Origin of the sequence: Paenibacillus sp. FSL R7-0302 (assembly GCF_038006885.1) — a bacterium.
In the GTDB taxonomy this organism is placed as follows: domain Bacteria; phylum Bacillota; class Bacilli; order Paenibacillales; family Paenibacillaceae; genus Paenibacillus_AQ.
In genome coordinates, this window is the sequence record NZ_JBBOWB010000001.1 from 5,079,825 (window position 1) to 5,106,275 (window position 26,451).

24 protein-coding genes and 1 tRNA gene are annotated in these 26,451 nt (G+C 53.5%); 8 read left to right on the forward strand and 17 right to left on the reverse strand.

The window, feature by feature from the left end; translation table 11 throughout:
- Positions 1-354 precede the first annotated feature (354 nt).
- Together ggt and MKY96_RS21830 are read right to left on the reverse strand one after the other, a co-directional pair.
- Entirely contained in the window at positions 355-1,932 is a 1,578-nt protein-coding gene (ggt, locus tag MKY96_RS21825; RefSeq protein ID WP_340943232.1) for a gamma-glutamyltransferase, read from the reverse strand.
- 232 nt (positions 1,933-2,164) lie between these two features.
- Complete coding sequence (locus tag MKY96_RS21830; protein WP_340943235.1) at positions 2,165-2,542, reverse strand: PH domain-containing protein; 378 nt, start codon at positions 2,540-2,542, stop codon at positions 2,165-2,167.
- Between the two features lie 457 nt (positions 2,543-2,999).
- On the opposite strand from MKY96_RS21830, the gene abc-f reads away from it, so the two are divergent.
- Together abc-f and MKY96_RS21840 are read left to right on the forward strand one after the other, a co-directional pair.
- Positions 3,000-4,943, forward strand: a complete 1,944-nt coding sequence (gene abc-f / locus MKY96_RS21835) for a ribosomal protection-like ABC-F family protein (protein WP_340943236.1) — start codon at positions 3,000-3,002, stop codon at positions 4,941-4,943.
- Positions 4,944-5,037: 94 nt separating this feature from the next.
- A complete protein-coding gene (locus MKY96_RS21840) occupies positions 5,038-5,511 on the forward strand; it encodes an ASCH domain-containing protein (protein WP_340943237.1) in 474 nt (157 codons plus the stop codon).
- Between the two features lie 96 nt (positions 5,512-5,607).
- On the opposite strand, the gene MKY96_RS21845 is transcribed toward MKY96_RS21840, so the two are convergent.
- The 3 genes from MKY96_RS21845 to MKY96_RS21855 form a co-directional block, all read right to left on the reverse strand.
- Positions 5,608-5,763: a hypothetical protein gene (locus MKY96_RS21845; protein ID WP_156949647.1), complete on the reverse strand. Its 156-nt coding sequence runs from the start codon at positions 5,761-5,763 to the stop codon at positions 5,608-5,610.
- Positions 5,764-5,965: 202 nt separating this feature from the next.
- Positions 5,966-6,583 (reverse strand): NUDIX hydrolase, encoded by a 618-nt coding sequence (locus MKY96_RS21850; RefSeq protein ID WP_340943239.1) that lies wholly within the window; start codon positions 6,581-6,583, stop codon positions 5,966-5,968.
- A 50-nt stretch (positions 6,584-6,633) separates the two neighbouring features.
- Entirely contained in the window at positions 6,634-7,590 is a 957-nt protein-coding gene (locus MKY96_RS21855; RefSeq protein WP_340943241.1) for a TRM11 family SAM-dependent methyltransferase, read from the reverse strand.
- Positions 7,591-7,901: 311 nt separating this feature from the next.
- Between MKY96_RS21855 and MKY96_RS21860 the strand changes: the two genes are divergently transcribed.
- Complete coding sequence (locus MKY96_RS21860) at positions 7,902-9,257, forward strand: dipeptidase (protein ID WP_340943243.1); 1,356 nt, start codon at positions 7,902-7,904, stop codon at positions 9,255-9,257.
- An 825-nt stretch (positions 9,258-10,082) separates the two neighbouring features.
- Here the strand turns inward: MKY96_RS21860 and MKY96_RS21865 are convergent.
- From MKY96_RS21865 to MKY96_RS21875, 3 genes are all read right to left on the reverse strand, one after another.
- Positions 10,083-10,156: transfer RNA gene (locus MKY96_RS21865), tRNA-Gly, on the reverse strand.
- An 82-nt stretch (positions 10,157-10,238) separates the two neighbouring features.
- The gene (locus MKY96_RS21870; RefSeq protein WP_340943245.1) at positions 10,239-12,362 is read right to left on the reverse strand and encodes a putative bifunctional diguanylate cyclase/phosphodiesterase; all 2,124 of its coding nucleotides are present in this window, start codon (positions 12,360-12,362) and stop codon (positions 10,239-10,241) included.
- A gap of 188 nt (positions 12,363-12,550) precedes the next feature.
- Positions 12,551-13,510, reverse strand: coding sequence for an aldolase catalytic domain-containing protein (locus MKY96_RS21875; RefSeq protein WP_179090501.1), 960 nt, complete (start codon positions 13,508-13,510; stop codon positions 12,551-12,553).
- A 218-nt stretch (positions 13,511-13,728) separates the two neighbouring features.
- Here MKY96_RS21875 and MKY96_RS21880 point away from each other — a divergent pair, with 218 nt between their 5' ends.
- From MKY96_RS21880 to MKY96_RS21895, 4 genes are all read left to right on the forward strand, one after another.
- Positions 13,729-13,971 carry a FeoA family protein gene (locus tag MKY96_RS21880; RefSeq protein ID WP_339222940.1) on the forward strand — a complete coding sequence of 81 codons (243 nt, stop codon included), beginning with the start codon at positions 13,729-13,731 and terminating at the stop codon, positions 13,969-13,971.
- The gene (gene feoB / locus MKY96_RS21885; RefSeq protein ID WP_340943247.1) at positions 13,968-15,980 is read left to right on the forward strand and encodes a ferrous iron transport protein B; all 2,013 of its coding nucleotides are present in this window, start codon (positions 13,968-13,970) and stop codon (positions 15,978-15,980) included. Before MKY96_RS21880 ends, feoB begins: the two co-directional genes overlap by 4 nt.
- Before the next feature lie 36 nt (positions 15,981-16,016).
- The gene (locus MKY96_RS21890) at positions 16,017-16,208 is read left to right on the forward strand and encodes a FeoB-associated Cys-rich membrane protein (RefSeq protein WP_340943249.1); all 192 of its coding nucleotides are present in this window, start codon (positions 16,017-16,019) and stop codon (positions 16,206-16,208) included.
- Positions 16,209-16,320: 112 nt separating this feature from the next.
- Entirely contained in the window at positions 16,321-16,452 is a 132-nt protein-coding gene (locus MKY96_RS21895; protein ID WP_256707444.1) for a hypothetical protein, read from the forward strand.
- 106 nt (positions 16,453-16,558) lie between these two features.
- Here MKY96_RS21895 and MKY96_RS21900 read toward each other — a convergent pair whose 3' ends face one another.
- From MKY96_RS21900 to leuB, 5 genes are all read right to left on the reverse strand, one after another.
- Positions 16,559-18,091, reverse strand: coding sequence for a leucyl aminopeptidase (locus MKY96_RS21900; RefSeq protein WP_340943252.1), 1,533 nt, complete (start codon positions 18,089-18,091; stop codon positions 16,559-16,561).
- Positions 18,092-18,255: 164 nt separating this feature from the next.
- Positions 18,256-19,359 (reverse strand): ATP-binding protein, encoded by a 1,104-nt coding sequence (locus MKY96_RS21905; RefSeq protein WP_340943255.1) that lies wholly within the window; start codon positions 19,357-19,359, stop codon positions 18,256-18,258.
- A 332-nt stretch (positions 19,360-19,691) separates the two neighbouring features.
- Complete coding sequence (locus MKY96_RS21910) at positions 19,692-20,099, reverse strand: hypothetical protein (protein ID WP_340943257.1); 408 nt, start codon at positions 20,097-20,099, stop codon at positions 19,692-19,694.
- Positions 20,100-20,384: 285 nt separating this feature from the next.
- On the reverse strand, positions 20,385-20,924 hold the full coding sequence (locus tag MKY96_RS21915; RefSeq protein WP_036727686.1) for a peroxiredoxin: 540 nt from the start codon (positions 20,922-20,924) through the stop codon (positions 20,385-20,387).
- A gap of 335 nt (positions 20,925-21,259) precedes the next feature.
- On the reverse strand, positions 21,260-22,342 hold the full coding sequence (leuB, locus tag MKY96_RS21920) for a 3-isopropylmalate dehydrogenase (protein ID WP_340943260.1): 1,083 nt from the start codon (positions 22,340-22,342) through the stop codon (positions 21,260-21,262).
- A gap of 227 nt (positions 22,343-22,569) precedes the next feature.
- Between leuB and MKY96_RS21925 the strand changes: the two genes are divergently transcribed.
- Positions 22,570-23,550, forward strand: coding sequence for an aldo/keto reductase (locus MKY96_RS21925; RefSeq protein ID WP_036696143.1), 981 nt, complete (start codon positions 22,570-22,572; stop codon positions 23,548-23,550).
- 117 nt (positions 23,551-23,667) lie between these two features.
- Here the strand turns inward: MKY96_RS21925 and MKY96_RS21930 are convergent, their stop codons facing one another.
- From MKY96_RS21930 to MKY96_RS21945, 4 genes are all read right to left on the reverse strand, one after another.
- On the reverse strand, positions 23,668-24,759 hold the full coding sequence (locus MKY96_RS21930; RefSeq protein ID WP_340943261.1) for a DUF4097 family beta strand repeat-containing protein: 1,092 nt from the start codon (positions 24,757-24,759) through the stop codon (positions 23,668-23,670).
- 19 nt (positions 24,760-24,778) lie between these two features.
- Positions 24,779-25,276: a hypothetical protein gene (locus tag MKY96_RS21935; RefSeq protein ID WP_340943264.1), complete on the reverse strand. Its 498-nt coding sequence runs from the start codon at positions 25,274-25,276 to the stop codon at positions 24,779-24,781.
- A gap of 61 nt (positions 25,277-25,337) precedes the next feature.
- Positions 25,338-25,808: a zf-HC2 domain-containing protein gene (locus MKY96_RS21940; RefSeq protein ID WP_340943266.1), complete on the reverse strand. Its 471-nt coding sequence runs from the start codon at positions 25,806-25,808 to the stop codon at positions 25,338-25,340.
- Positions 25,805-26,347: an RNA polymerase sigma factor gene (locus tag MKY96_RS21945; RefSeq protein WP_036727677.1), complete on the reverse strand. Its 543-nt coding sequence runs from the start codon at positions 26,345-26,347 to the stop codon at positions 25,805-25,807. Before MKY96_RS21945 ends, MKY96_RS21940 begins: the two co-directional genes overlap by 4 nt.
- Positions 26,348-26,451 lie beyond the last annotated feature (104 nt).

Genomic DNA, 26,451 nt, shown 5'->3' on the forward strand with positions numbered 1-26,451 from the left:
GAAAGGTTTTGCTCTTCTAAATGTACTCTGTGCAACTAAATCTGCCCTAATGGGCGAAACTCCAAGTACAGCGGCATTTTAATTGTACGAAATACAGCCAAACGGAGATTCGGAGGCACATTCGAGGAATTAGTTGTACAGACTGCAATTAAGCCTTCCCCTTTGCACCCTGATCGGGGCGCGGCAAAAATTCAGCAAATGTTTAGTTAGCAAGCGATTAGTTAAAGCGAATAGTTAAAGTAATTTTCACAAGCTGAAATCTGATGCTCTATTAGTCTTCCTGTCTTCCTGTCTTCCTGTCTTCCTGTCTTCCAGTTCCCTTATTTCCTTAGTCCCATCACCCATTCAATCCCTCTACCACCCGATAGCCGCTCCATCAGATCGAGGGTCCGTTCCCCCGCTGCGGTAGCCGTTACCGTCAATCGAGATCGCATGGGCGTGCCCCATCACCCCGTCATAGCTCTGTGCCTCACGGACCAGATGCCCCGCCTCCGCCAGCTCCGTCCGCACCGCTTCCGCCACCCGGTTCTCGATCCGCAGCTCCTGAGTCGGCTCCCCCCAGGTTCTGCCCCAGACGAAGCGCGGTTCACTCACCGCAGTCTGCGGGTCCATCCCGTAGTGAAGCATGCGCGTGAGCAGCAGGGTCTGCGTCTGCGGCTGTCCTTCACCGCCCTGTGTGCCATAGAGATAAGCTGGCTTCCCGTCCCGGCAGGCCATCGCCGGCATCAGCGTGTGGAAGGTGCGCTTGTGCGGCTCCAGCGTATTGACATGGGCAGGATCGAGCGAGAAGAAGGACCCGCGGTTCTGGAGCAGAATTCCCGTATTCCCGGCCGCCACCCCCGACCCGAATTCGAAATACAGACTCTGGATGAATGACACCGCGTTGCCCTCTTCATCCACCACCGCCGCATAAGCCGTATCCCTTCCAACCGGTTCGCTGCTTAGAGCAAGCGTCTTACGGGGAGAAATCGCCGCAGCGAGTTGTGCCGCATAGGGCTTACTCAGCAGACGGTCCAGCGGAATGCTGCTGAAGGACGGATCGGTGAGCACCTGGTCGCGGTCACGGAAGCTCAGCTTCAGCGCCTCCACCAGCAGATGATAATACTCATAGGAGCCGTGCCTGATCTCCGCAAAGTTATAATGCTCCAGGATATTAAGCGCCATCAGCGCTGTGAAGCCCTGCGAGTTCGGCGGAACCTGATAGACGGTATGCCCATGGTATTCAGTCTGGAGCGGCTCCTCCCAGCTCCCCTGGTGGTCCGCGAAATCATCGCGGGTCAGGTACCCGCCGGAAGCCTGCATGTAATCACTGATCTCTTCCGCAATGCTCCCTTTATAAAAAGCATCCCGGCCTCCCGCCGCAAGCGCCCGCAGCGTCCCGGCCAGCTGCCGCTGCACAAACCGCTCTCCCGCCGCCGGTATCCGGCCGCCGGGAAGATACACAGCCGCCGCTTCAGGCGAGAGCGCGGCTCCGGCCAGAACGCTGCCGCCATGCTGATCCGGCGACAGCGGAAAGCCCCCGGCACTGTAGCCGATAGCCGGCTCCAGCACCTCGGCCAGGGTCAGCCGTCCATACTCCCGCTGGACGGCTGACCAGCTATCCGCCATTCCGGGTACCGTAATGGCGCTGCGCACACCCCGCCGGGGAATGGCCTCCTCCCCGGCATAGCAGTCCCGGCGGACGGCGTAGCCCGAGCGTCCGCTGCCGTTGTAGGCCCGCACGCATCCTTCGCTCGCGCTGTACCCCAGCCAGAAGGCGTCGCCGCCGAGCCCGGTCATATGCGGGTAGACCACAGCCAGCGCCGCGCTGACTGCAACGGCCGCATCATAGGCGTTGCCGCCTTTAGCCAGAACTTGCGCGCCCGCTGCCGAGGCCAGATAGTGCGGGCTGACCACCATCGTTTTCGTTCCGGTCACCGGTCCTCTGCTCATGTTCACCTCCGCCTCCCTTCCCTGCCGCTTAATTAAGTTAGTGTCATTTAACAGCAGGCCAGGAACCTCTGTCAACGGTTTGCGCAGGACCGTACATTTGCTGCCGCTTATTTTGTGAGCCATGCACAAATTTCCGGATGGAATCCGCCAAGGCCTGGCATCTCTTCTATCCGTCTGTTAGATGGAGCTACAGCAGGCTACAGCCATAGTACGCCCTGTCTGTGCTCCCCCCTCACTTCAGGATATATTGCGACAGCACAGCCTGCACTTCATAGATATCGACCGACTTATTGAAGGTTTTCTTCAGCGGCAGCCCCGCGCCCGAGATATACAGGCACAGCTCCGCATCCAGGTCGAAATGCCCCGCCGTCTCCACGGAGTAATGGGTGATGCTTTTGTAAGGAACAGAATGGTATTCGGTTTTCTTGCCGGTCATCCCCTGCTTGTCTACAAGAATCAGCCGCTTGTCTGTGAAAATAAACATGTCCCGGACCAGCTTATAAGCGCGCTCAATCTTTTCATCCGGAGCCAGAATCCGTCCGTATTCCCGCTGCACCTCTCCCAGCTCGACCTGGGTCGCATTGCCCAGCAATCCGTTAAAAATCGCCATAGCTCTCCTCTTTTCCCGCAGCCGTTATAAGGGCAACGCCCCTTTGCCACACTCCATACTACTTGCAGAACCATGCATTTATGTCTCTGCGGGAATAATTCTCCCTTGCTTATTCCGGGATTTTTGGTTACACTAGCTTTACATTTATCACAAAGGAGGTGTAGGAGAATGGATCGCAATGTGACCAACAGTGTTAGCAGCCGGCTGATTAATATCATGTCTGGCATCGTTCATGTGAAATCGGACAACGGGAGAAGTCTGTCCATTTACACGAACTTAATAACACTACAACATTGTGAAATGCCTTTCTCGCCTACACTTCAACGGATGTCTTAACCCGAAGAATTCTCAGGCCGCAGGGAAATTTCCCTGCGGCCTTTTTATGTGCTTTTGACCGGAGGATTCGGATTAACAGAAGCGGCGGAGCAGAGGGCATTCTAATAAAAGGAGCCTAACGATGATTATCTCATGCCAAAATATCCAAAAATACCACGGTGCCCAGCTCGTCCTGAGCGATGTCACCTTCGATATCCGCCAAGGCGAAAAAATCGGTCTGATCGGCCGCAACGGCTGCGGCAAAACCACCCTCTTCCACCTGCTGAGCGGGGAGGAACGCCCGGACCAAGGGCAGCTCTCCATCCGCCGGGGCAGCGTCATCGGTCTGCTTGCCCAGATTCAGGAGGTGAACGAGAGCGACACAGTCTATGCCGTACTTCAGCGCAGCTTCGCGGAGCAGCTCGGCTGGCAGCGCCGCCTGCGGGAGCTGGAGCAGGAGATGTCTTCCTCCGGTGCGGGCGAAGACGAGCAGGCCTGGAACCGGCTGCTTAAGGAATACGGTACCCTTCAGGAGAAGTTCGAGGCCGCAGGCGGCTATGAGCTGGAAGCCTCGATCCAGCGTGTAGCCTCAGGGCTGGGGATTGGAGAGGAGCAATACGACCGCCGCTTCTCCTCCCTCTCCGGCGGGGAGAAGACCAAGGTGGGGCTGGCCGAGCTGCTGCTGCGCCGTCCCGACATCCTGCTGCTCGATGAGCCGACCAACCATTTGGACATGGAGGCTATTGAGTGGCTGGAGCAATTCCTGCAGAGCTATGACGGCACAGTACTGGCGATCTCCCATGACCGTTACTTCCTGGATGCCGTGGTGAAGAAGGTCATCGAGATTGAAGACGGGGAGGCTTTCACCTTCCATACGAACTACAGCGGCTATCAGGTAGAGAAGGAAGCCAGGCTGCTTCAGCAATTCGCTGACTATCAGGAGCAGCAGAAGAAGATCAAGCAGATGCAGGAGAGTATCAAACGGCTGATTGAATGGGGCAACCGCTCCAATCCGCCGAACCCTTCCTTCCACCGCCGTGCGGCGTCCATGCAGAAGGCGCTGGACCGGATGGTCAAGGTCAAACGCCCGATCCTGGAGCGCAAGTCCATGGATCTGCAGCTCCAGCAGGAGGACCGGACCGGCAACCAGGTCGTCATCCTGGACCGGATCAGCAAGTCTTACGGGGAGCGCAGGCTTTTCTCGGCTGCCAGCGATATTCTGAGATACGGCGAGACCACCGCACTGATCGGCGGCAACGGAGCAGGCAAAAGTACCCTGCTGAAGATCATCCTTGGCCAGGAGTCACCGGACAGCGGGAGCTGTACGCTCGCTTCCAGAGCTGTCGTTGGTTATCTGGCCCAGGAAGCTGTGCCGGAGGAGGGCGGCCACTCCGTGCTGCGGTATTTCCGCGAGGAGGCCGGCCTTGAAGAAGGCGAAGCCCGCGGCCAGCTGGCCCGCTTCCTTTTCTACGGCAGCGATGTCTTCAAGAGCATCACCAACCTGTCAGGAGGAGAATGGACCCGGCTGCGCTTCGCGATCCTGATGCACAAGAGGCCGAACCTGCTGATTCTGGATGAGCCGACCAACCATCTGGATATCGATTCCCGCGAGGCGCTGGAAGAAGCGTTGGAGGAATTCCCCGGCACCGTGCTGGCGGTATCCCATGACCGTTATTTCATCAACCGCTGCTTCGGCAAGCTCTGGCATATTGACGGCGGACGCTTCTCCTCCTTCCCGGGCAACTACGAATACTATAAGGAAAAGCAGACCGAAGCCGCCCAGCGGCAGGAGGTCAAGCAGCCGGAATCTTCCGGGGGCGGCATTAGCAAGACCCGCACGGCAAGCGGGCGGGCAGAAGCATCCCCCTCCGGCCCTGCCAGTCCGAACCGCAAGCCGCGTCCGGCGGCTTCGTGGGAGCAGGACATTGCCGCAGCGGAAGCGCAGCTTGCTCTTATCGATGCCGAGATGCTGGACCCGCAGCTGTCGAGCAATGCAGAGAAGCTGGCCGGGCTGCAAGGAATGAGAGATGCTGCACAGCAGAAGCTTGATGACCTGTATAGCGGCTGGTTAAGCGAAGCGGACTGATCTGCACTGCTCTCCTGTCCTCGCCCAACTGGAATCGGCTTGGCTTCACGATAAATGAATATACACTTACAAATCTAAGATAGAGGTGACCGTAATGACATTAACCCCGGAAATTACGAAATATTGGGAGAGTTATCTGGTGAAGCATCCGGAAGCAGCAGACAAATTCGACAGCGCCTGGGCATTCGGCGACAATCCCCGGCTGGCAAATGAGCTGCTGGATCTGGTTCTGAGCGGAATCAAGACAGGAACCGCGCAGAATTACGAGCTGATTGAAGCACAGGGGCTGGCCATGCCTTTTACAGGCGGGTTATCCGTCCTGCTGGACAGTCAGGGGCAGCCGCGTGCGATCATCGAAACAACGAAGGTGGAGGTCGTTCCGTTCGCTGAGGTAACCGCTGAATTTGCCTACTCCGAAGGGGAGGATGACCGCAGCCTTGAATCCTGGCGCTACGAGCATGAAGTGTACTTCACCAGGGAGCTGGAGCGTGAGGGCAAGCCTTTCAACCCGGATATGCGGGTGGTCTGCGAGACCTTCCAGCTGGTGCATATCAACAACGACTTGTAATTTCAGCATAAAAAGGCTGCTTCTTCACTTCGAAGAGGCAGCCTTCATTGTATATGTGTAAGTTTAGTAGTGGAATATAGCTGCTGCGGACGGGTCTTAGAATTTCCAGATGCCCATCATCCAGCCGATCAACGAAATCCATAAGGGAATACTGATCAGGACACCCCATACCAGGCCCGTGGCAATATTGCCCTCTGTAGGCCGGGTCATCCCCTCCTGCGCAAGCGGAAGTCTTAGCTCTTCTTGTTCCATGCGATCCCCTCCTAAAATTCTTATCGTCAAAGCAGAGGAAAAAATGTAGACCGCCAGGCCCAAAAAGAGATGTTTTCGATAAATTTTTTAGATATAAAGGCTCAGCGGATGATCACTGTAAAGGCTTACATAAATAATATTAACCAAAAAATGTATTCATAAAACTTATATACACTCTTGGTTATCTATTATATGCAGTCCTTTAGTCCAATATTACTTCTTTTTCGGGATGGTGTAAATATTGGAAAAGGGTGTGCAGCTGCTCCGCCGTATTGCGCTCTTCAGACAATTCGGGCAATGCATCCTCGGCAAAAAAACCCGCACCGCTCGTCTCCACACCACCCGCCGCTTCCCCGCCGGTAATTCTGCAGAGGATGAACATTTTGTAGACATGGTACGGCTCCGGGGGATGCTGATGGAACTTCTTATCCAGCACGGCAAGCAGACGGACCGCTTCCGCCTGGTAGCCGGATTCCTCAGCGATCTCCTTCACCGCTACCTCGCTTGGTGACAGGCCGATATCCGCCCACCCTCCGGGCAGTGCCCATTTTCCGTCGAGCTTCTCGTGTACGAGCAGAATTTTATCATCCTGAAAAATCACTCCCCGGATATCCACCTTAGGTGTGCTATACCCGCCTTCGCCCGCGAAGGAGAGCCGGATACGCTCCTTGCTCTCATACGTATAGTTCGCCAGGATATCCACGCTCAGCTCCCGCAGCGCCTGATAACGCTCAATATCATATACATCCTTGGCATACGTCAGTCCTGTCTGGGCAATCCCTTGAATTTCTTTGGCCCAGGTTAACCATTTCGGTTCCATAAGCACACCGCCTTCACTCGGATTTAGTTACGCCCTTAATTCAAGGCGCTCTACTCGCACAGCATCAGATGACGGGAGAACGCACCTTTTCGCGCCACACAACGGTCTACAATCGTAAAACCGGCCGCGGCAATCATCTCATCCACCGCCTCAATCGCTACAATGACCACTCTATCCGCAATCCGCCGCGTATGGCTCAGAATCGCAAACTGCTCTTCGGGGGTAATCCGGGAATACAGGTTATAGGGCATATCCACGATAGCCGCATCATAATGCTCCTCAATGTCTGCAATATCTCCAAGCGTGACCTCACTCTCGAAGCCGAAATGGGCGATATTCGTCCGTGCACCAGCAGCAATGAGCGGGTTAATATCACGGCCGACGACATCAATTCCCATCGACAGAGCCTCCACCATAACTGTGCCAATTCCGCAGCAGGGATCGATCAGCTTCACACCGGGTATGCGCGGAACCGCCATATTGACCGCCGCCCGGGCTACCCGTGTACTGAGCGCTATGGAGTAGCTGCGGGGCTTGTGCATCTGCCGGAACCAGGTGGCATTGTTCTTATGATAAGGGCCGAAGTACCAGCGTCCGCCGAGCGTTACAATCCCGTACACCAGCTCCGGATGGTTCACATCCGCCTCTCCCTCAATCCGCAGGCCGATTTCCCGCTCAATCACTCTGCGCTCACCGTATTCGATTTTATGTTCAGGAGCCAGATCATTAGTCTTCACAAAAATAACCTTGAAGCTCCGCCCCCCCAGTTCTACCTGCTCCGTCTGCTTGTAGATCTCCGGGAGCGTATCCCCTTCGTACATCACATCAATCCGCTCTTTGATAAAAGGACTGCGGCTGACATCCACCTCTACCCCGCTTGCAAATATAGCCGGAGGGATCTCCCGGCCGAACAGGCAGCGCAGCTCCATCCCGCACAGCGAGGTCTCATCCGGTGAATGGGCATAAGTATAAATATATATCGGTTCAACACTTGCAGGTATATTCATTGACACTACAATTTCGCTCCTGTCGCTTCCGCCGCTCCCGGCGGTTCCTTTGCTTAAACTAAGTAAGTCTATCACGGTTACTGCCAGTAATCAACAGCCTGCAAGGAACTGTATCCCCGGCTACGCAGCTCCGGTCAACCTCTGATGAAGGGCCGGGACAATCCTTTTTTGATCCATCGGGATATCTCCAGTATAATGAATGCAATACACTGCCGAACCTGAGCCGCAGAGACCCTCCGTTATGCATGTTGCCGCATAATACGGGTAGCTGTGGTATTAAGCAGCGAATTCTAAGGAGGTACATAACCACAATGTCATATGAAACTTACTTTCAGGCTGAGCGCGAAGCCCAGCTCACCGAACTCAAGCAATGGCTGGCGATCCCCAGCATTTCAGCCCTGTCCAGCCACAAGGAAGATATCAATACCGCAGCCGGCTGGCTGGTGGAGACCCTGAAGCGTGCAGGCCTTGAGAATATCGAGCTGCACCCTACTGCCGGTCATCCGGTGATCTATGCAGACTACCTTCACGCTCCCGGCAAGCCGACCATTCTGGTCTACGGCCATTATGATGTACAGCCGGTTGATCCGCTGAACCTGTGGACTACGCCTCCGTTTGAACCGGAGATCCGTGACGGCAAGCTGTATGCGCGGGGCGCTACAGACGACAAGGGCCAGGTATTCATGCATATCAAAGCCATCGAGGCTATCCTTAAGCAAGAGGGCACTCTGCCGGTCAACATCAAGCTCTGCATCGAAGGGGAAGAAGAGATTGGCAGTGTCAACCTGCCGCCATTCCTGGAAGCCAATCAGGACAAGCTTGCGGCAGATGCCGTTCTCGTCTCGGATACCTCTCTGCTGGAACGCGGACGCCCGGCCATCTGCACCGGACTCCGTGGTCTCTGCTCGATGGAGGTCACAGTGAACACCGCCTTGACTGACCTGCACTCCGGCTCCTACGGCGGCGGCGTTCCCAATGCGCTGCATGCGCTGGTGTCGCTGCTGAGCACCCTTCACGATGACAAGGGCCGCGTATCTGTAGAAGACTTCTACGAAGGCGTACCTGCCCTGTCTCCGCTGCTGCGCGAAGAATTCGCCAAGCAGGGCGTAGATGAAGACAAGATCCGGACCGCCCTCGGCCTGGAGCAATTGTACGGTGAAGAAGGCTACACCTTCGTGGAACGGGTCGGCGCGCGTCCAACGCTGGAGCTGAACGGTGTATACGGCGGCTTCCAAGGCGAAGGCAGCAAGACCGTAATCCCGAAGGAAGCCCATGCCAAGATTACCTGCCGCCTGGTTGGCGACCAGGACCCGCAGCACATCCTGGATGCCGTTGAAGCCCATCTGAAGGCCCATATCCAGAGCGGCGCCAAGGTTCAGGTGAAGCAGATGGAGAAGGCACGCGCCTTCAACATCGATCCGTCGCACCCGATCCTCCAGACCGCTGCCGATGCTTACGGCAAGGTCTACGGCACCCGCGCCCTCTTCACCAAAGACGGCGGCTCCATCCCGATCATGGAGAGCTTCGCCCGCATCCTGAAGGCACCGGTCGTCCTGATGGGCTTCGGACTCGATGACGAGAACCTGCATGCGCCGGACGAGCATTTCAACCTGGAGAACTTCGACAAAGGCCTGCTGACCCTGGTCGAGTTCCTGAAGACCGTCTAACGTCCAAGGCAGACGGCTTACCTGTCATTTCATAAAGGCAGGCCCCCGAAGGATCGGGGGCCTGCCTTTTTCAACAGATGAATTAGCTGTGGCTGGTGTAGCCGGTGTGACTTGTGACACCTGTGCTACTTATTCAGCTTTTAAGGTAACCTCGCTGGGTTCATTTTGACTTTTCCTACGTATTATCCGGGGAATTCGGGTGCACTTGTGCTCCTCATTTCTGCTTACCGTCAACTTTCAGCGAATTCAGGTGCACTAATGCTCCTCATTTCTGCTTACCCTCAACTTTCAGCTAAGTTTTATATGCTGGAGCGTATGCAGTCTTTGTGCTACAACTCACCTTTGCAATCCAGCCATCTAATTTCTCGTATGGCCACAGCTGGCGGAATCAGTGGGATTTATCCCCTTGATTTTCACGTATAACTGACTTTCAGATGCATCAGTGGGATTTATCCCTCTCATTTTCCCGTTTAGCCAACTTTCAGCCGTATCAGAGGGATTTATCCCTCTCATTTTCACCTATCGCTCAATTCAGGCCGAATTAGAGGGACTTTTACCTTTGAATGAAGCCGCACCCTACTTTCAACAGATTTAGTAATTGTTCTGCCAGTATGTACTATCCCTTATGTTCTGTCCCTAAGTTCTGTTCTGTCCCTATGTACTCACGTATCTTCTATCACTAGGTACTCCCTCACGTCCTGCCACTACGTCTTCTTCCCTGTACCCTATCCTCCCTGATCAGCATTATCCACACATTCTAGTTCCCTGCAACAACTCCGAAACAACAAAAAAACCCTTGCGGACAAGGATTTCGGAAGTTAAATATGGAGCGGGTGATGGGAATCGAACCCACGCTATCAGCTTGGAAGGCTGAAGTTCTACCATTGAACTACACCCGCAACTCGAATTGAGTACAAGAAACATTGTAGCATCACTGCGAATAAATTGCAACCCTATTACATTCAGATAACGGAGGTTAGGTCACGATGGCATTTCCAGCAGAGGCTTCAGGAAGGACTGTTCAAATTCGGCCGCCTTCACCGGCTTGCTGAACAGATACCCCTGGGCCTCATGGCAATGCTGCTGGCGCAGAAAGTGCAGCTGCTCCTTGTTCTCCACACCTTCAGCGGTGACCTTGAGCTTCAAATGGTGGGCCATCGAGGTAATCGTAGAGACAATCGCGGCATTGTTGCTGTCCTCCATAACATCGGATACGAAGGAACGGTCGATCTTCAAGCGGTCAATCGGCATATTCTTCAGATAATGCAGCGAGCTGTAGCCTGTGCCGAAATCATCGATGCTGATGCATACGCCAAGTCTTTTGAGGCGGTTCAGCTGGTCGAAGGCGGTCTCCTTGTCCAGGGTCATACTTTCGGTAATCTCCAAATCCACATAGCAGGGATCTAGACCGATATCCTTCAGGATGGCATCAATTTTGCCGGCCAGATTGGGCTGCAGGAACTGGCGCATCGAGAGGTTAATGGACACGCAAATCGGATGATAGCCGGCATCCTGCCACAATTTATTCTGCATACAGGCCGTCTTAAGCACCCATTCCCCAATGGGGACAATTAGCCCGCTCTCTTCAGCGATAGGAATGAAATCCACCGGAGAGACCAAGCCGCGTTTGGGATGGTTCCAGCGCAGCAGCGCCTCCATGCCGACAATCTCTTCTGTCTCAAGCAGTACCTGGGGCTGATAGACCAGATAGAACTCCCCCCGCTCCAGCGCCCGGCGCAGATCGTTCTCCAGCTTGAGACGTTCCTTCGCCTTCATCTGCATAGCCGGAATATAGCGGCGGATCTCCACCCCCTGCTCCTTGGCATTGTGCACCGCTGTGTCTGCATTCTGTATCAACTGCTCTGCCGTATCTCCATCCCCGGGATAGATGCTTACCCCCAGACTCAGCGAGATATGGTATTCGCCCGACTCCAGGCCTACCGGTGTCTCGAACAGGCGCAGCAGCTCACCCGCCCGGACCAGACAATTCTCCAGACCCGTCCGCTCCGTCATCAGAAAAGCAAACTCGTCCGCTCCCATACTAAAGAGCTCTTCATTGACTCTAACCTCATCCCCGATCCGCCGGGCGACCAGCTGCAGCAGCAGATCTCCTGCATAATGGCCAAGAGAGTCATTGATATTCTTGAAATGGTTGATGTTCATAATGACCAGCCCGGCGAAGCCGCGGCTTTTGTCCTGCTCACTCTGGAGCACCACCTCTTCCATGCGCTGCATCAGGCGGCGTCTGTTCGGAAGACCTGTCAGCTCATCGTGGTACGCCAGATAATTAATCCGCGCTTCCGCCTGCTGGTTCTCCTGAAATGGCTCCTCAATCGTCAATCTGTAGACCCCGGTCAGCAGAAGATAATAGGCCGCTGCGCTGCTGAGCATCCCGAAGAGATAATCCAATTCTCCGACACTGAACAGATTCATGAAGAAGACCTGAGCCAGTGAGAAGAACACAAGGGAACGGATAATAATCAGCAGAGAGGCTGACTTTTCGCTTTTGCCAGGATAGATAATAATCGCAGCACCCAGCAAATAGACGAACAGTATCGCCATATTCATCAGGTCTCTTGCCGTTTCTGCCCATGGTTCGTCCGCCAGCCCGGAGACAATCAGGTTGCCGAGACCAAACACAGCCAAAGACAGCAGAATCACCACAAAAGCATTCCTGAACACCTTCCCCTTGACGCCGTTTCCTACAAGCTGGTCTTCTCTGCTGAAAATAAGCATAATCCCCAGTGCACTGGCCAGCCGGGAGAACGTCAGGAGCCATAAGGCCTGCTCCGGGCTGATATACGAGGTGATTCCGGGAATACCTACAAACCCCAGTACATGCAGGAAATCAAAAATGCTCACCCCCAGGAACAATGCAGAGGTGTACAGCCTGGCCTTAGATAAACTATTGGCGAACAGCAGCCAGCCCTGGGCAAAAATCGCAAAACCGAACGCGACAGTACAGCAGCCCAAAATAAGGTAAAAGGCCATCAGTAAATCCTTGTCCTCGATTCGGCCCAGCGGTGTACGAAAAATCTGGATCAGAAGGAATAGCACAGCCCCCAGAATAGCCGCATGAATCGTCTTTCTCTCTTCTTGTCTCATAAGTCCCTCGCGTCTAAAAATAATATCTATAAAGTCAGATGGATGTGTATGATCTCCTATGTATAAATATCGGCCAGACAGCTCCGTAAAGTTACATTGTTCACCTACTAATATTGCAAGGAAGCCGCTTCGGCAGAAAAAAAGCACCTGCCTACAAACAGAGGCCAGTGCTTTCTCCTTCCAGACGGTTATTTGTCCCCGAAATTGACCTCGGGTGTTGTCAGTGTGTCGTAGAAGTCAACCGCCTTATCTTTATCGGCCGAAGATCGCAGCGCCATTGCCGAGCGGGGATGCTCGTCCAGCGTCCCTGTAATCATATACGGAATGATATAGCCCCACTCTTCCTTCTCCCGCAGAGGGATCATCAGGTTCTCAACGATATCCAGAACAGGCCGGAGCGTATAATTCGTATTCTTCAGATGGGTAACCAGCAGCTCTGTAGGACAGTTGCCTGCGGCACGGCCCATTCCATAACAGGAAGCATCCAGTAGCTCTACTCCCTTCTCGGCTGCAATCAGCGTATTGGAGAAGGCCAACTGAAGATTGTTGTGGGTATGCACACCGAGCCGCTTCTCCGGCAAATGCGTCTTGAACTTCTCTACCAGGTAATGAAAGTCATTATGATCCAGGCTGCCGTAAGAATCCACGATATAGACTACATCAACTACGCTCTCACGGATCTGCTCGAAGGCTTCCAGCAGCTCATTCTCCATCACATTGGACAGGGCCATAATATTAATGGTCGTCTCATAGCCCAGGTCATGGAATGTCTGCACCAGCTGAAGGGCCTTGTCCACATCCTTGCTGTAACAAGCCACACGGATCAGATCGAGCATGCTCTCGCTGCGTGGCAGAATATCATTCTCGTCCACACGGCCGATATCGACCAGAGCCGACAGCTTCGTATGCCCCTTTTGCGGAATGACCTTGCGCAGGAAGTCATCATTCAAAAAGCGCCAAGGGCCTGCACCCTCTGCCCCTTTGAGCAGCTTCGGCGAGTTCTTATATCCGATTTCCATATAATCAACACCGGCTTCATTCAGTCCGGCATATAATTTCTGAACAAATTCAATACTGAAATCCCAGTTATTTACCAATCCCCCATCACGGATGGTACAATCGACAATTTTACTATGATTAGTCTTCACAATCTGTTCTCCCTTCGGGGTATCTCTTTAGTACTATGCTTATATTATCGTTCAATCATACTTTAATGAAGAAGATATTGTAAAGAAAATTTCAGTAATCTTCATATCGATTTTCGCGAACAGAAACAATGACATTAATCACAGAATAAATGGCAGTAAAATGCTACATTACAAGAAATCATTGAGATTGATTATCAGTCTCTTTCGGAGGGATAACAATGGCTCTAACATCCTGCTCCTTGCTGCGTTTGCAACCAGGCTCTACCGGCTCCATTCAAAGAATCGAAGGCATGAACCCTATCTTGCGCCGCCGGCTAGCAGATCTGGGAGTATCTGAGGGTGTAATGATCCGTCTCAAGGGCAAAGGGCCGTTCATGGGTCCAATTACGCTTGAATGCAACGGTCAGCTATTTGCTATCCGGCGGAAGGAAGCATCTATGATAGAGGTGAAGGTCTCATGAGCTCTATCGCACTTGTGGGGAACCCCAACACCGGGAAAACCTCGCTGTTCAATACCCTGACTTCCTCCTATGAATATGTGGGGAACTGGGCAGGCGTTACGGTTGAGAAAAAAATCGGCAGTCTGAAGAACGGAGCCGGGAAGCTCATCGATCTGCCGGGAATCTACTCCCTTCACCCCCTCTCGCGTGATGAGGGCGTAGCTGCACAATATCTGATCGAAGAAAGCCCTGAAGCACTTATCAATATTGTCGATGCCTCGCAGTTGGAACGGAACCTGCTGCTTACCCTGCAGCTGCTGGAGTATGGCAAGCCGACGATCCTCGGACTGAATATGACTGATGTCGCCAAGGCGCGCGGCATTCAGGTGAACCCCGACATTCTTACGGAACAGCTCGGTATTCCCGTGCTGCCGCTGATTGCCCGGACAGGCAAAGGAACCGGTCAGGTGCTTAGCGTGCTGGAGCAGCCTTCCCATATCCCGCCTGTTACCTTCCAGTTGAATTATGGCGAACTCGCTGAAGAAGCCATAGCCTCCATTGTTACACATTTGCACAAGATCTCTGGTCTGCCTAATCTCCGCTGGGTTGCTCTCCAGCTGCTGGAGCAGAACCCCGTAATCCTGGAGCTGCTTAAGAAGCGGACGGATATTTCCGGCTTGCTGCTGATTGCAGACACCGCTCAGACCCGGCTGCAGCAGGAGAAGCTTGCACTCACTCTTCCCCAGTGGATTCGCTCGGTCCGCATGGACTACATCCGCAAGGTGTGCGCTGAAGCTATAGACTCCACCCTGCAAAAACCGCATAATCTGACCGAACGTCTGGATTCCATCCTTACCCACCGTTTTCTCGGACTGCCCCTGTTCGTCCTGTTTATGTATGCGATGTTCAAAACTACCTTTGACTGGATTGGCGGACCGTTGTCAGATCTCTTGGATGGCTTCATCGGCGGTCAGCTCAGCGATTGGACGAATTCGCTGCTGGGGGCCATCGGGGCTTCGGAATTCACGCACGCACTGATCGTTGATGGTCTCATCGGCGGTGTGGGCGGCGTGCTCGTATTTGTTCCACAGATATTCATCCTGTTCCTGATGATCTCCTTCCTGGAAGATTCCGGGTATATGGCCCGTGTCTGCCTGCTGATGGACAGCACGATGGAACGGATGGGACTGAATGGCAAGGCCTTCATTCCGTTCATTATCGGCTTCGGCTGCAACGTACCTGCGATTATGGCTGCAAGGAGCATTGAACAGCCCAAGGACCGGCTGCTGACGACACTGCTCATGCCGCTGATGTCCTGTTCTGCCCGGCTTCCGGTCTATCTGCTGTTCGCAGCGGTCTTCTTCCCTGCCCAGCAGGCCACAGCTGTGCTCTCTATGTATGTGATGGGTGTTGTATTCGCCCTGATTCTGTGTAAGTTCTTCTCCAAGCATCTGTTCAAGAATGAGACGTCTATCTTCATTATCGAGCTGCCTCCCTACCGGATGCCGCAGCTCAAGACACTGAGCCGCAGCACCTGGGAGAAGGGCAAGGGCTTCCTGCGCAAAGCAGGGACCATCATCCTGGCCGGCTCGGTCCTGATCTGGCTGATGTCCTACGCTGGTCCTGGCGGCCTCAATGTGGACATGGATCACTCCTTCCTGGCCAAATTCGGCGGCTTCATTGCCCCGCTGCTGCAGCCGCTCGGCTTCGGAACATGGCAGGCGGGATCTACTCTGGTGCCCGGCTTCCTCGCCAAAGAGGTTGTGGTCTCCACCATGAACATCATCTACCATGCCCCGGATGCAGCAGGGCTGGAAGGCCAGATTGCTTCAGTCTTTACACCGCTTAGCTCGATCAGCTTCATGGCCTTTATCCTGCTCTACATTCCTTGCCTGGCCACTGTCGGCGTTATCAAGAAAGAGACTGCGTCCTGGAAATGGACATTCTTCTCCATGGGTTACTCTCTGATATTGGCCTATACGGTATCACTGGTGATCTATCAAGGAGGACGTTTGCTCGGATGGTCGTAGCCCCGCAGCAAGTCCAAGTTATTAAGAGAGGAAGCGATGACAGCAATGATCGTTAATATTGTGATTGTGGCGCTAATATTCGGGTATTCCGGCTGGATGATCTACCGCCATGTGCAGAAGGGCAAGCAGGGGGCCTGTGCGGGCTGTGACAAGGGCAAGACCTGTCCCGCAGCTTCGATGGATTCACCTCTGTCCTGCGGCAGTGCTTCACTGGGCAGCAAGCGCTAGGATGCAGTTCTAGCGGATACAGACTTCATATTCTTTCGTTTAGAAACCTTGGCATGCGGGTATGTTAGTTATAAGCTTTTAACAACCAGACTATTGCCAAGGAGGAATCACCATGAACACCAAGAAGACTTTGTTTACAACGGTAGCCTTGGGAGCCGCCTACTTGCTGAAGAATAAGAATACACGGGATAAGATTATGAATGGCGTCCAATCCCTGACTGCCCAGATGAAGGCCCGTAAATAGGCTGCTATCCCCGCAGTTATGAGAAGCAGGATTCCAAATGAACAAAGAGCCGCTGGTCTCAGGAAACTGAGAACCTGCGGCTCTTTGTCTATTAGGACGATTCGGGTTAGGCTTCAGGGGAGCGGTAATCCGGTTCAGCCGCAGCGCTCAGCAGATATTCCAGCAACGTGCGGACCATCACACCCGTGGCGCCCTTAGGATTCACTCCCCGTTCCGCAGACAGAAAGGCAGTCCCTGCAATATCCAGATGCACCCACGGCAATCCCCCGGCAAATTCCCCAATGAACAGTCCCGCCGTGCTGGCAGCTCCATATCGTCCGGCAGCATTGCGGAGATCCGCAACCTCGCTTGTCAACAGCTCCCGGAATTCAGGATAGACAGGCAACGGCCAGATCTGCTCCCCTGACAGCCTTGAGGCTGCCAGAAGCTCTTCCAGGAATGCTTGATCATTCGTTACTGCCCCTGTAGCCACATCTCCCAGAATCGACACCACAGCTCCTGTCAGCGTGGCTACGTCAATGATCCGCTGTGCGCCCCATTCCCGGGCATAGGTAAGCGCATCTCCCAGAATGATCCGCCCCTCCGCATCCGTATTGATGATTTCGACCGTTCTTCCACTGAGGGTAGTAATGATATCGCCCGGTTTAAAAGCATTCGCTGCCGGCATATTCTCTGCCGCCGGAATCAGCATGACCACATTGACCTTGGGACGCAAATGCCCCAGCGCATCCATAACCGCCAGAACGGCTGCGGCCCCGGCCATGTCACTGAACATGCTCTCCATGCCCGATGCCCGCTTCAGGGAGATGCCCCCGGTATCGAAAGTGATTCCTTTGCCGACCAAGCCCACTGCGTTCTCCCATTGATTCGTCCCCTGATAGCGGATAACAATCATGCGGGGAGGATTCACACTGCCGCTGCCGACTGCAAGCAAGCCGCCCATTCCCTTAAGCGCAAGCTCCCGTTCATCCAGCACTTCAGCCGGAAGCCCGTGCCGTTCAGCGATTTCTATAGCAGCCACTGCAAGCCCCGAAGGAGTCAGCAGATTCCCCGGACGGTTGGTCAGCTCACGGGCAAGGTTGGCAGCCTCCCCGAAAGCCTTCCCCCGCTTGATGCCCTGTCTCCAGCCTTCCTCTTCTGCTGCCTCGCTCTTGCCTTCCGTACGCAGATGTACCGTATCTATACCCGCATAGGCTGCCTGGTCCAGCTTATATTGTCTTCTGCGGTACGATCCCAGAACCAGCCCTTCCGCAATGGCCTGGCCGGCCTGCTCCGCCTTCAGCGCCCCGCTCAGCCCGCCAGGTACCGCTGGTATCTGCACAACCAGCGCAGCGGCCTTCAGCCTGTAAGCCGCCTTGGCAGTCTGCGCCATCAGCTGCCGCAGCTCGTGCATCCCCATCTGGCCCTTTCCGCCTCCGGCCAGAATGACCACAGGCTGCTCAGGCCGCTCCATTACGGGCAGGATATACACTTGCCCCTGCTTGCCGCTGAACAGGCCCGCTGCGGACAATAGGCGGACTCTCGCGGCCCAATCTGCCGGAAGTCCCTCTCCCTGTGCCTGTGCCTCTGAGATGATTAGACATACAGCATCTCCTTGCGGCGAAGCTTCACCGGCATCACTGCTCCATTCAAAGATCAAGCTCCATCCCTCCGCATCCTGGTTGCCCTACACTATTAACAAATACACCACTAACGCAGATAAGGCTGATCTCCCGCACTTGTTCGTGCATTGCAGGAATCAGCCCTTGCATATTGATTATAACCCGTAGGCCCTCTACCGAGAACAACGGGCTTAAGATAGCATTAATGAGTAAGCGGAAGCGAAATGACGAACCGGGTTCCTTCATTCAGCCGGCTGCTGACCGAGATGCAGCCGCCATGATTCTTGATGATCCGGTCACTGACGGAAAGTCCGAGTCCCGTCCCATTCTCCTTCGTGGTGAAGAACGGATTGAATAGTCTGTCAAGTGTGCAGATATCCATTCCTTTGCCGTTGTCAGAGATGAAGATGCGCACCTCTGTTCCTTCTTTACGTGCGCCTACCTCAATTCGGCCTACAGAATCATCCACCCGCTCCGAGATCGCTTCCATCGCATTTCTGATCATATTCAGCACAACCTGCTTCATTTGCTTAATATCCCCTGAGATGACCAGGTCCTCCTGGAGCACCTGCAAGTTGATCTGGCAGCCCTTCATCAGCGCCTCGCTCTCTGTCAGCAGGACCACTTCCTTCAGCAAGGCAGAGACACGAATCATGCTGATCTGCGGCACAGAAGGCTTGGAGGAAGTCAGAAATTCATGAATAATGTCATTGGCACGGTCAATCTCCGCTAATATAATCTTCGCATATTCTTCTTTGCCAAGCAGATGCAGATGGGGATGAAGCAATTGTATGAACCCCCGGATAGCTGTCAGGGGATTGCGGATCTCGTGGGCAATGGAGGCCGATAACCGGCCCAGCATGGCCAGGCTGTCGTTCTGGTAGGCCGTCTGTTCAATCAGCTTGTAGTCGGAGATCTCTTTGAATGTGAACAGGTAGCTGCCCTTCATCTCCTCTCCGCTGGACAGGGTTGCGCGCCAGTACCGTCCATATTCATCCACGAATTCATAGCTTGGCTTACCTTTAAGCACCATTTCACGGTAACTCCTGAGCACCTGCTTCTTCTTGAAGCGGCTGAGCTGGATATGGGATAACAGATGATGCAAGGTGCAGCCCAGAAGAGAGTGACGGTTAAGCTCCAGAATGCCGTACATCTGCTTGTTGACGAAAGTCAGCACACCCTCATCATCAAAAAGCAGAATCCCGCTGTCGATGTGCTCCAGCACATCCTCAAATGTGGTATCCATCGGACCAGTTTGAAACGTTCTTGCCGATAATAGCAAGCTTTCCTGATATTGGCTTATCACGATACGAAGTTCCCCCTTTTACTGCAATTGACGAAGACGCTTAAGCGACATCAAATTACTATGTATCTGAGTATATGACGAAGCCGCCAGAACATTCGAAAATCGTATTGTATTATCCAACCGTTTCAACTATATTCCAATCATATCCAAGAGAAGAAGACAACGCAATCAGAGAATCTGTCGAATGGCAAAAATATTCCTAAAATGATTCTAAAGACACATTTAAGTAGGAGGGGAATGATTTATTTCCTGCAAATACATTGAAAAGAGCCCCCGCCAGGCGGCGGGAGCTCACTGATTTATAACATGATGGTGGCAGATCCAGACAGATATCAAGCCTTCTGCTGGAGCCGCTGACGCCGCTGGCTCATGACAGCCAGACGCTTCTTCAGCTCACGTTCCCATTTGGAGTCGCCGATCTGTTTGGCAACCGCCAGCAGGTCCAGCGACATATCGATCTGGCTGCGTATGATCGCGAGCGGGTCCTCGCTCTCCATATTGATGACGTTCTCGAAGATCGCTTCCTCTTCCTCCATCACATAATCCTGGAAATCCACATCCGTGACGCCGTCGCCATGAGCATATTCCGCCAGAATTTCATATTCATTCTCGACTTTGTAATGTACCTCTACCCGGTGGCATACCGGACAAAAAAGCAGGGGAACATTATGGACTTGCGTGCGATAATGCTTTAGGGTTCCCTTCGTTCCAACCATACTCGCTCCACAGCAAAAGCTCATTTTTGTTCACCCTCCTTGAGTGTTGTCGTTGATTTCCTATTAGTATATTACAAAACAGCGGGAGAGATTCCTCTCCTTACAAGCTATATATTAACCTTTATGCCCATTTTCAAACGTCTGTCCATATCTCAAGTGGAAACGGCTTTGCCGTCCTTTTAAAGGACGGTACCGTTTCAGCATATACATTCTTATCTTTTTGCAAAAAACCTCCTTGAAGGGAATAAATCTTCCCGCAAGGAGGTCCTCTTAGTATATCAAAGATCGCGGCTCATGAGGCCTTGAAGCTTACAGGTTCTTGTCGCCTGGCTTCCAGTTCATAGCGCACAGCCCGCCGGATTGGAGAGCCTGCAGCACACGCAATGTCTCTTCAACGCTGCGGCCCACATCGTTATGGTTAACAACCTGATACTTCAGTTCACCTTCAGGATCGATGATGAACAGTCCGCGCAGCGCAATGCCTTCTTCTTCAATCAGGACGCCATAATCGCTGGCAACCTTCTTCGTGATATCAGAAGCCAGCGGGAAGTTGATCTGGCCAAGACCGTTCATATCCTTAGGTGTAGACAACCAAGCCTTGTGGCTATGGATGGAGTCGATGCTCACACCTAGAATTTCTGTATCAAGCTCTGCGAAATCAGCAGCCGCATCACTCAGGGCTGTGATTTCAGTTGGACATACGAAGGTGAAATCAAGCGGATAGAAGAAGAATACAAGCCATTTGCCGCGATAGTCGGACAAGCTTACCTTACCGAAATCCTTACCGTCGCCTGTTACTGTCTCCATGAAGAAGTCAGGAGCGGGTTTACCTACCAAACGTTCTGCCATTGCTTAAATCCTCCTTTTGATTATGTAAGAAAAACAGCTACCGGACCGTTGCCAGATGCAATATGCTTTTCTTGATTTTATTGGATGGTTACATTCTTACGGGTACAGACCAAATGTTATCATCGTACAAAATCAAAGTCAATATTACATTGATTACTTTTTTATAATAATTATAAATAAGCAACATTTTGTGAAGTTTTTCTTCAAAATAGAAGAACGTATAGGTTTCACGCTATACGTTCTCCTTCTATTTCTCGCTGAAACGGTACCGTCCTTAAAAGGACGGCAAAGCCGTTTCCACTTGTTCTGCGTCAAAAGGGATACATGTGGTAGAACTAGGCTGTGCGGATAGCGGCTACAATCAGGTCGCCCATCTCTGTGGTGCTGATTGCCTTGCTCTTATCCACTGCGATATCGCTCGTCCGGTGACCGGCATCCAGTACCTCCGCAACTGCGGCTTCAATGGCAGCGGCTGCATTCTCGTAGCCGAAGGTCATGCGGAACATCAGTGCAAGCGACAGGATCGTAGCGATCGGGTTCGCCAGCCCCTGTCCGGCAATATCAGGCGCGGAGCCGTGAACCGGCTCATAGAGGCCGTAGCTGCCTTCTCCCAGTGAAGCGGAGGCCAGCATACCAATGGAGCCTGTCAGCATCGCTGCTTCATCGCTCAGGATATCACCGAACATATTCTCGGTCACGATGACATCGAAGCTCGAAGGACGGCGCAGCAGCTGCATCGCACAGTTATCCACCAGCACATGCTCAACTTCAACCTGCGGATATTCCGGTGCCAGTCTGTTCACCACTTCACGCCACAGACGGGAGGTCTCCAGGACGTTGGCTTTGTCGACACTCGCCAGCTTGCCCCGGCGCTTCCCGGCAATCTCGAACGCCTGGCGTACGATCCGCTCCACTTCAGTGACGTTGTAGACACAAGTATCTACCGCTTCTTCCCCATGCTCACCTTGACGGCGCAGCTTGTCCCCGAAGTAGATCCCCCCTGTCAGTTCACGCACGACCATCAGGTCTGTGCCTTCCAGGACCTCCGGCTTCAGCGTCGAAGCATCCTTCAGACAATCGAAGACCACCGCCGGACGCAGATTGGAGAATAGGCCAAGCGCCTTGCGGATACCGAGCAGTCCGGTCTCCGGACGCAGCTCCTTCGGATTGTTATCCCATTTCGGTCCGCCTACGGCTCCAAGCAATACAGCATCGGCGCTGCGGCAGATTGCAAGCGTATCCTCAGGCAGCGGAGTTCCGCGTTCATCAATGGCGATTCCTCCGAACAGGGCATGCTCTGTTTCAAATGTATACCCGAACAGCTCTTCCGTTCTTTTCAATACCTTTTCCGCTTCCGCCACAACTTCAGGTCCGATACCGTCCCCGGCAATTACGGCGATTTTTTTGACCTCGCTCATTCCTGTCACTCCTTAGGTAGTCCTGCTGGTCGCAGACATAGTTCTTCTGTATATTGTTGTATCATAACGAAGGACAAAGGACAAAGATATAGATTCTATCACGTTCATAGATATAGCCTATAAGTGAGACATATCCCTAATTTGCCCTTGTCCCGCCGATTGATTACAATTAATAAGCAGGTGAAATTATCGGATCTCTAATCATATGGAAGAGGAGTGATCTTAAGATGCAATACGCGAAGCTTGGCAAGTCTGGTATGAAGGTAAGCCGCCTCTGTCTGGGAACGATGAACTTCGGTCCCATCACCGACGAGAAGGAAGCCTTCCGGATTATGGATGCGGCGCTGGATGCGGGAGTCCAGTTTTTTGATACCGCCAATGTGTATGGATGGGGTGAGAACTCGGGTCTGACCGAGACTATTATCGGCCGCTGGTTCAAGCAGGGCGGCGGACGCCGTGAGAAGGTTGTTCTGGCGACCAAGGTCTACGGGGCGATGAGTGACAAGCTGGATGGACCCAATGATGAAGGCGGCCTCTCCTCCTACATTATCCGCCGCCATCTGGAGGGCTCCCTGCAGCGTCTGCAGACCGATCACATCGAACTCTACCAGATGCACCATATCGACCGTAACGTGTCCTGGGACGAGCTGTGGGGCGCCTTTGAGCTTGCAGTCAGCCAAGGCAAGATCGGCTACACCGGCTCCAGCAACTTCGCCGGCTGGGATATTGCCGTTGCCCAGCAGGAAGCGAAGGCCCGCGGGTTCCTTGGACTGGTATCCGAGCAGCATAAATACAGCCTGACCTGCCGTCTGCCGGAGCTTGAGGTTCTGCCCGCCGCGCAGCATCTGGGCCTCGGCATTATTCCGTGGAGTCCGCTTGACGGAGGGCTGCTGGGACGCAATGCGCTGAAGAAGATCGAGGGCAGCCGCAGCGGCGGCAACGCGGAGCGTGTGGAGCAGCACAAGAAGCAGCTTGAAGCCTTTGCGGAGCTGAGTCTGGAGCTGGGCGAGCCGCAGGATAATATCGCTCTGGCCTGGCTGCTGGCCAACCCTGCCGTAACAGCGCCAATCATCGGACCGCGTACGCTGGAGCAGTTCGAGAGCGCGCTGCGCAGCCTGGAGGTCGTCCTGGACGAATCCGTGCTGAAGCGTCTGGACGAGATTTTCCCCGGACCCGGCGGTGCGGCTCCGAAGGCTTATGCATGGTAATCAGGACTAACTGGCTGCAGCCCGCATAACCTCCCGATATCATTTCTTCTCTTACAATAAAGAGCTGTTCACCGGCATAACATATCCGGTGAACAGCTCTTTATGCTTCTATGTCCTTTATTGCGCCATATCCACTGTTATAGAACCATTGCTGGTGGACAAGGTGACCTCATGGGTGCCTTTTCCAAGTACAGCCGTTCCATGGTCCTCATCGCCGCCGCCCCAGTCCACGTTGCCTTTAAGCGATCCGTTAGTGGTATCTGCCGTAATCTTGGCATCCGTTACCGCCGGAAGACCCAAGACAATCTTGCCGTTGCTCGATTTCAGCTCCCATGCACCCGTGATTGCCGAATTCACTGTAATCTTGCCGTTGCTGCTTCTGGCCGACACCGCGCCGTCAATATTCCCCAGCGTAATCGCACCGTTCGAGCTAACCAGGTCTGCTCCGCCCTGTACATTCTTTACCGTCAGCGTGCCGTTGCTGCTATGAGCCTTCACACCTCCGGAGACATCATGGATATCCATCGTTCCGTTGCTCGTATCCACATTAATGCCTGCGGCCAGCCCCCCGGCTTCGATGGAACCGTCACTGGTCTCTACCTGAGCGGCCAGATTCTGCGGAATGCCGACATTCAGATATGGCGCATTGTTATTAAAGCCGATCTGGATATTGGAGAGCCAGCCTGAATCTCCCTCCAGCTCCATCACAAGCGTATCGCCCTCGGTCGTCACCTTCCATTTACGCTCCAGAGCACTTGCCGCTTCATTGTCTGTATTGCCCGGCAGCTCCAGCTTTCCTTCATACGTCAGCGTGTTCCCATCCACACCCTGGAGCTTAACCTTGCCTTGGGGCAGATCAATCCGCACATTCTTAATATCCTGTTGCACTTCTACCTTCCCGTTCACCGGCACCAGCTTGGTATTGCCGAAGATACTGCTCAGCGATCCTCCGGCCAGTACCGTCTGTGCCCCGCTTGCCGCGATAAGCACAATGATCAGCAGAATGGCCCAGCCGCTTACGCGGCTTTTGACATCGGATTTAATGAAGAGCCTAAGCAGCATCTCCAGGCCGAACAGGATAAGCAGGGCCGGCCAGATATAACCCAGCACATCGTACGTGATTACACCATATTGAGCCATGACTACAATAACTCCTACTATTATGCACCCTATTGCGGCGGTAAAGCTGCCGATTTTCCATCTCCCCATCCTTCAATTCCCCATTTCACTATACTTTTGAATTATTCTTCAGCATTCTGAATCCATACCCGATCAGGGCAAGCGACAGCAGAATCGCTCCGATGTTCATATCGCTCAGCATCTCCCACAGAGAGGGAAATGCAGTGATGAGCAGCAGCAGGATGCCCGCGATAACACACCCTATACCGACCCACACCGGATTCACATCATCATGCGGGTACATCGGGGGCGCAGACATCCCCATCGACCAGGGCGCTCCAAAGCTATCCGGATGGAACATCATCCGCTCATGCTCGGCAGCCGACACCTTCATCCAAGCCGCCTTTTGCAGCGCATCGAATAATTGATAGAACCAGAGCGCAGCAAGCGCGAATGGAAACACGGCGGGCATGGACGGAATGAATATAATACAGAGCGATGCTCCAATCATATACTCCAGGCCCATTTTTTTAAAGCCCAGATACATGTGGCCCAGTCCTGGAACCATAGCCAGGAGAAACGTGAGCCAGCGTCTTTTCTTAATCATATGTTACCCTCCCAAAAGTTTTGTTGAAATAAATTAGATAACCGGCGAAGCCGCTATGGATTTATTTATTGTTACCTTGCGGGCCGAACCAGGAGCTGACCGATGTGGACATATGCCCGTTGATTTCAGTGATGCCATAGGCCAAATTCTCAAATACGCCAAGCTGCAGCAGGAGAAACGTCAGACCGACCGCCACGCCGTAATGCATCCAGGAGGTTCCCCGGGCCGTACGCCGTCTGGACATGGTTGGTTTCACGATCCGTTCTCTGCGTCCATTCTCCAACTGGCCGATCCTTGCCATAACATCCCCGGTCAAATCAGGGAAGTCATGCGGCAACACGGGCTCCTGCCCGTTAAGATCCAGCCCGGCTTCCATCTCGCTCCACATCGCCGCAAGCTCCCGCGCCTCCTCCAGCCATTCCGCGCAGCCGGGACAGGTCTGGGTATGCAGATAGATCGCCTGCTGGGCCTCAGGTGACAACTGTCCATCTATATAATGCGGCATCCACTCTTTTACTGTTGAACAATTCATCGCCATTCCTCCCCGCTTTTGCGCATCATCTGTCTGGCCCGATAGAGCTGCGATTCAACCGTTTTAACCGAAATTCCTTTTTGCTCCGCGATCTCCTGATAGGAGTGGCGCTGAAAATAGTACAGCTGCACAACCGACCGGTACGGTTCCGCCAGACTATTCAGATTCTCACCCAGCTCCCGGGAAGCCTCCTTGCGAAGCACTGCCTGTTCAGGTGTCTGTGAAGTCACCCAGTCATTCTCTGTGTAATCTGCTGCACTCCGGTGCCGCCACTCCCGGTCATTGGCCCGTTTCCAGTCCAGACAGGTGCGGTAAGCAATCCGGTACAGCCAGGTGGAGAAGGAAGATTGTCCTCTGAAGGTGGGAAGGGCTTTATAGGCTTTGATGAAGACTTCCTGAGCCATATCCTTGGCAGACTCGGCTTCTCCTGTAATTTTGATGCATACGCTATATACCATGCCTTGATAACGGGTCACCAGATTCCCGAAGGCCTGATGCTCCCCGCTTAGCACAGCACTGATCCACTCCGTCTCTTCCAAGTCTTTCTTCCCTCCTTCAGCTACATTACGTTAGACGTCTGGCTTTAAGGTTCCCCTGCATAGTTTTTTAAATTATTTTAGAATAGCAGCATTTCTATTCAAAA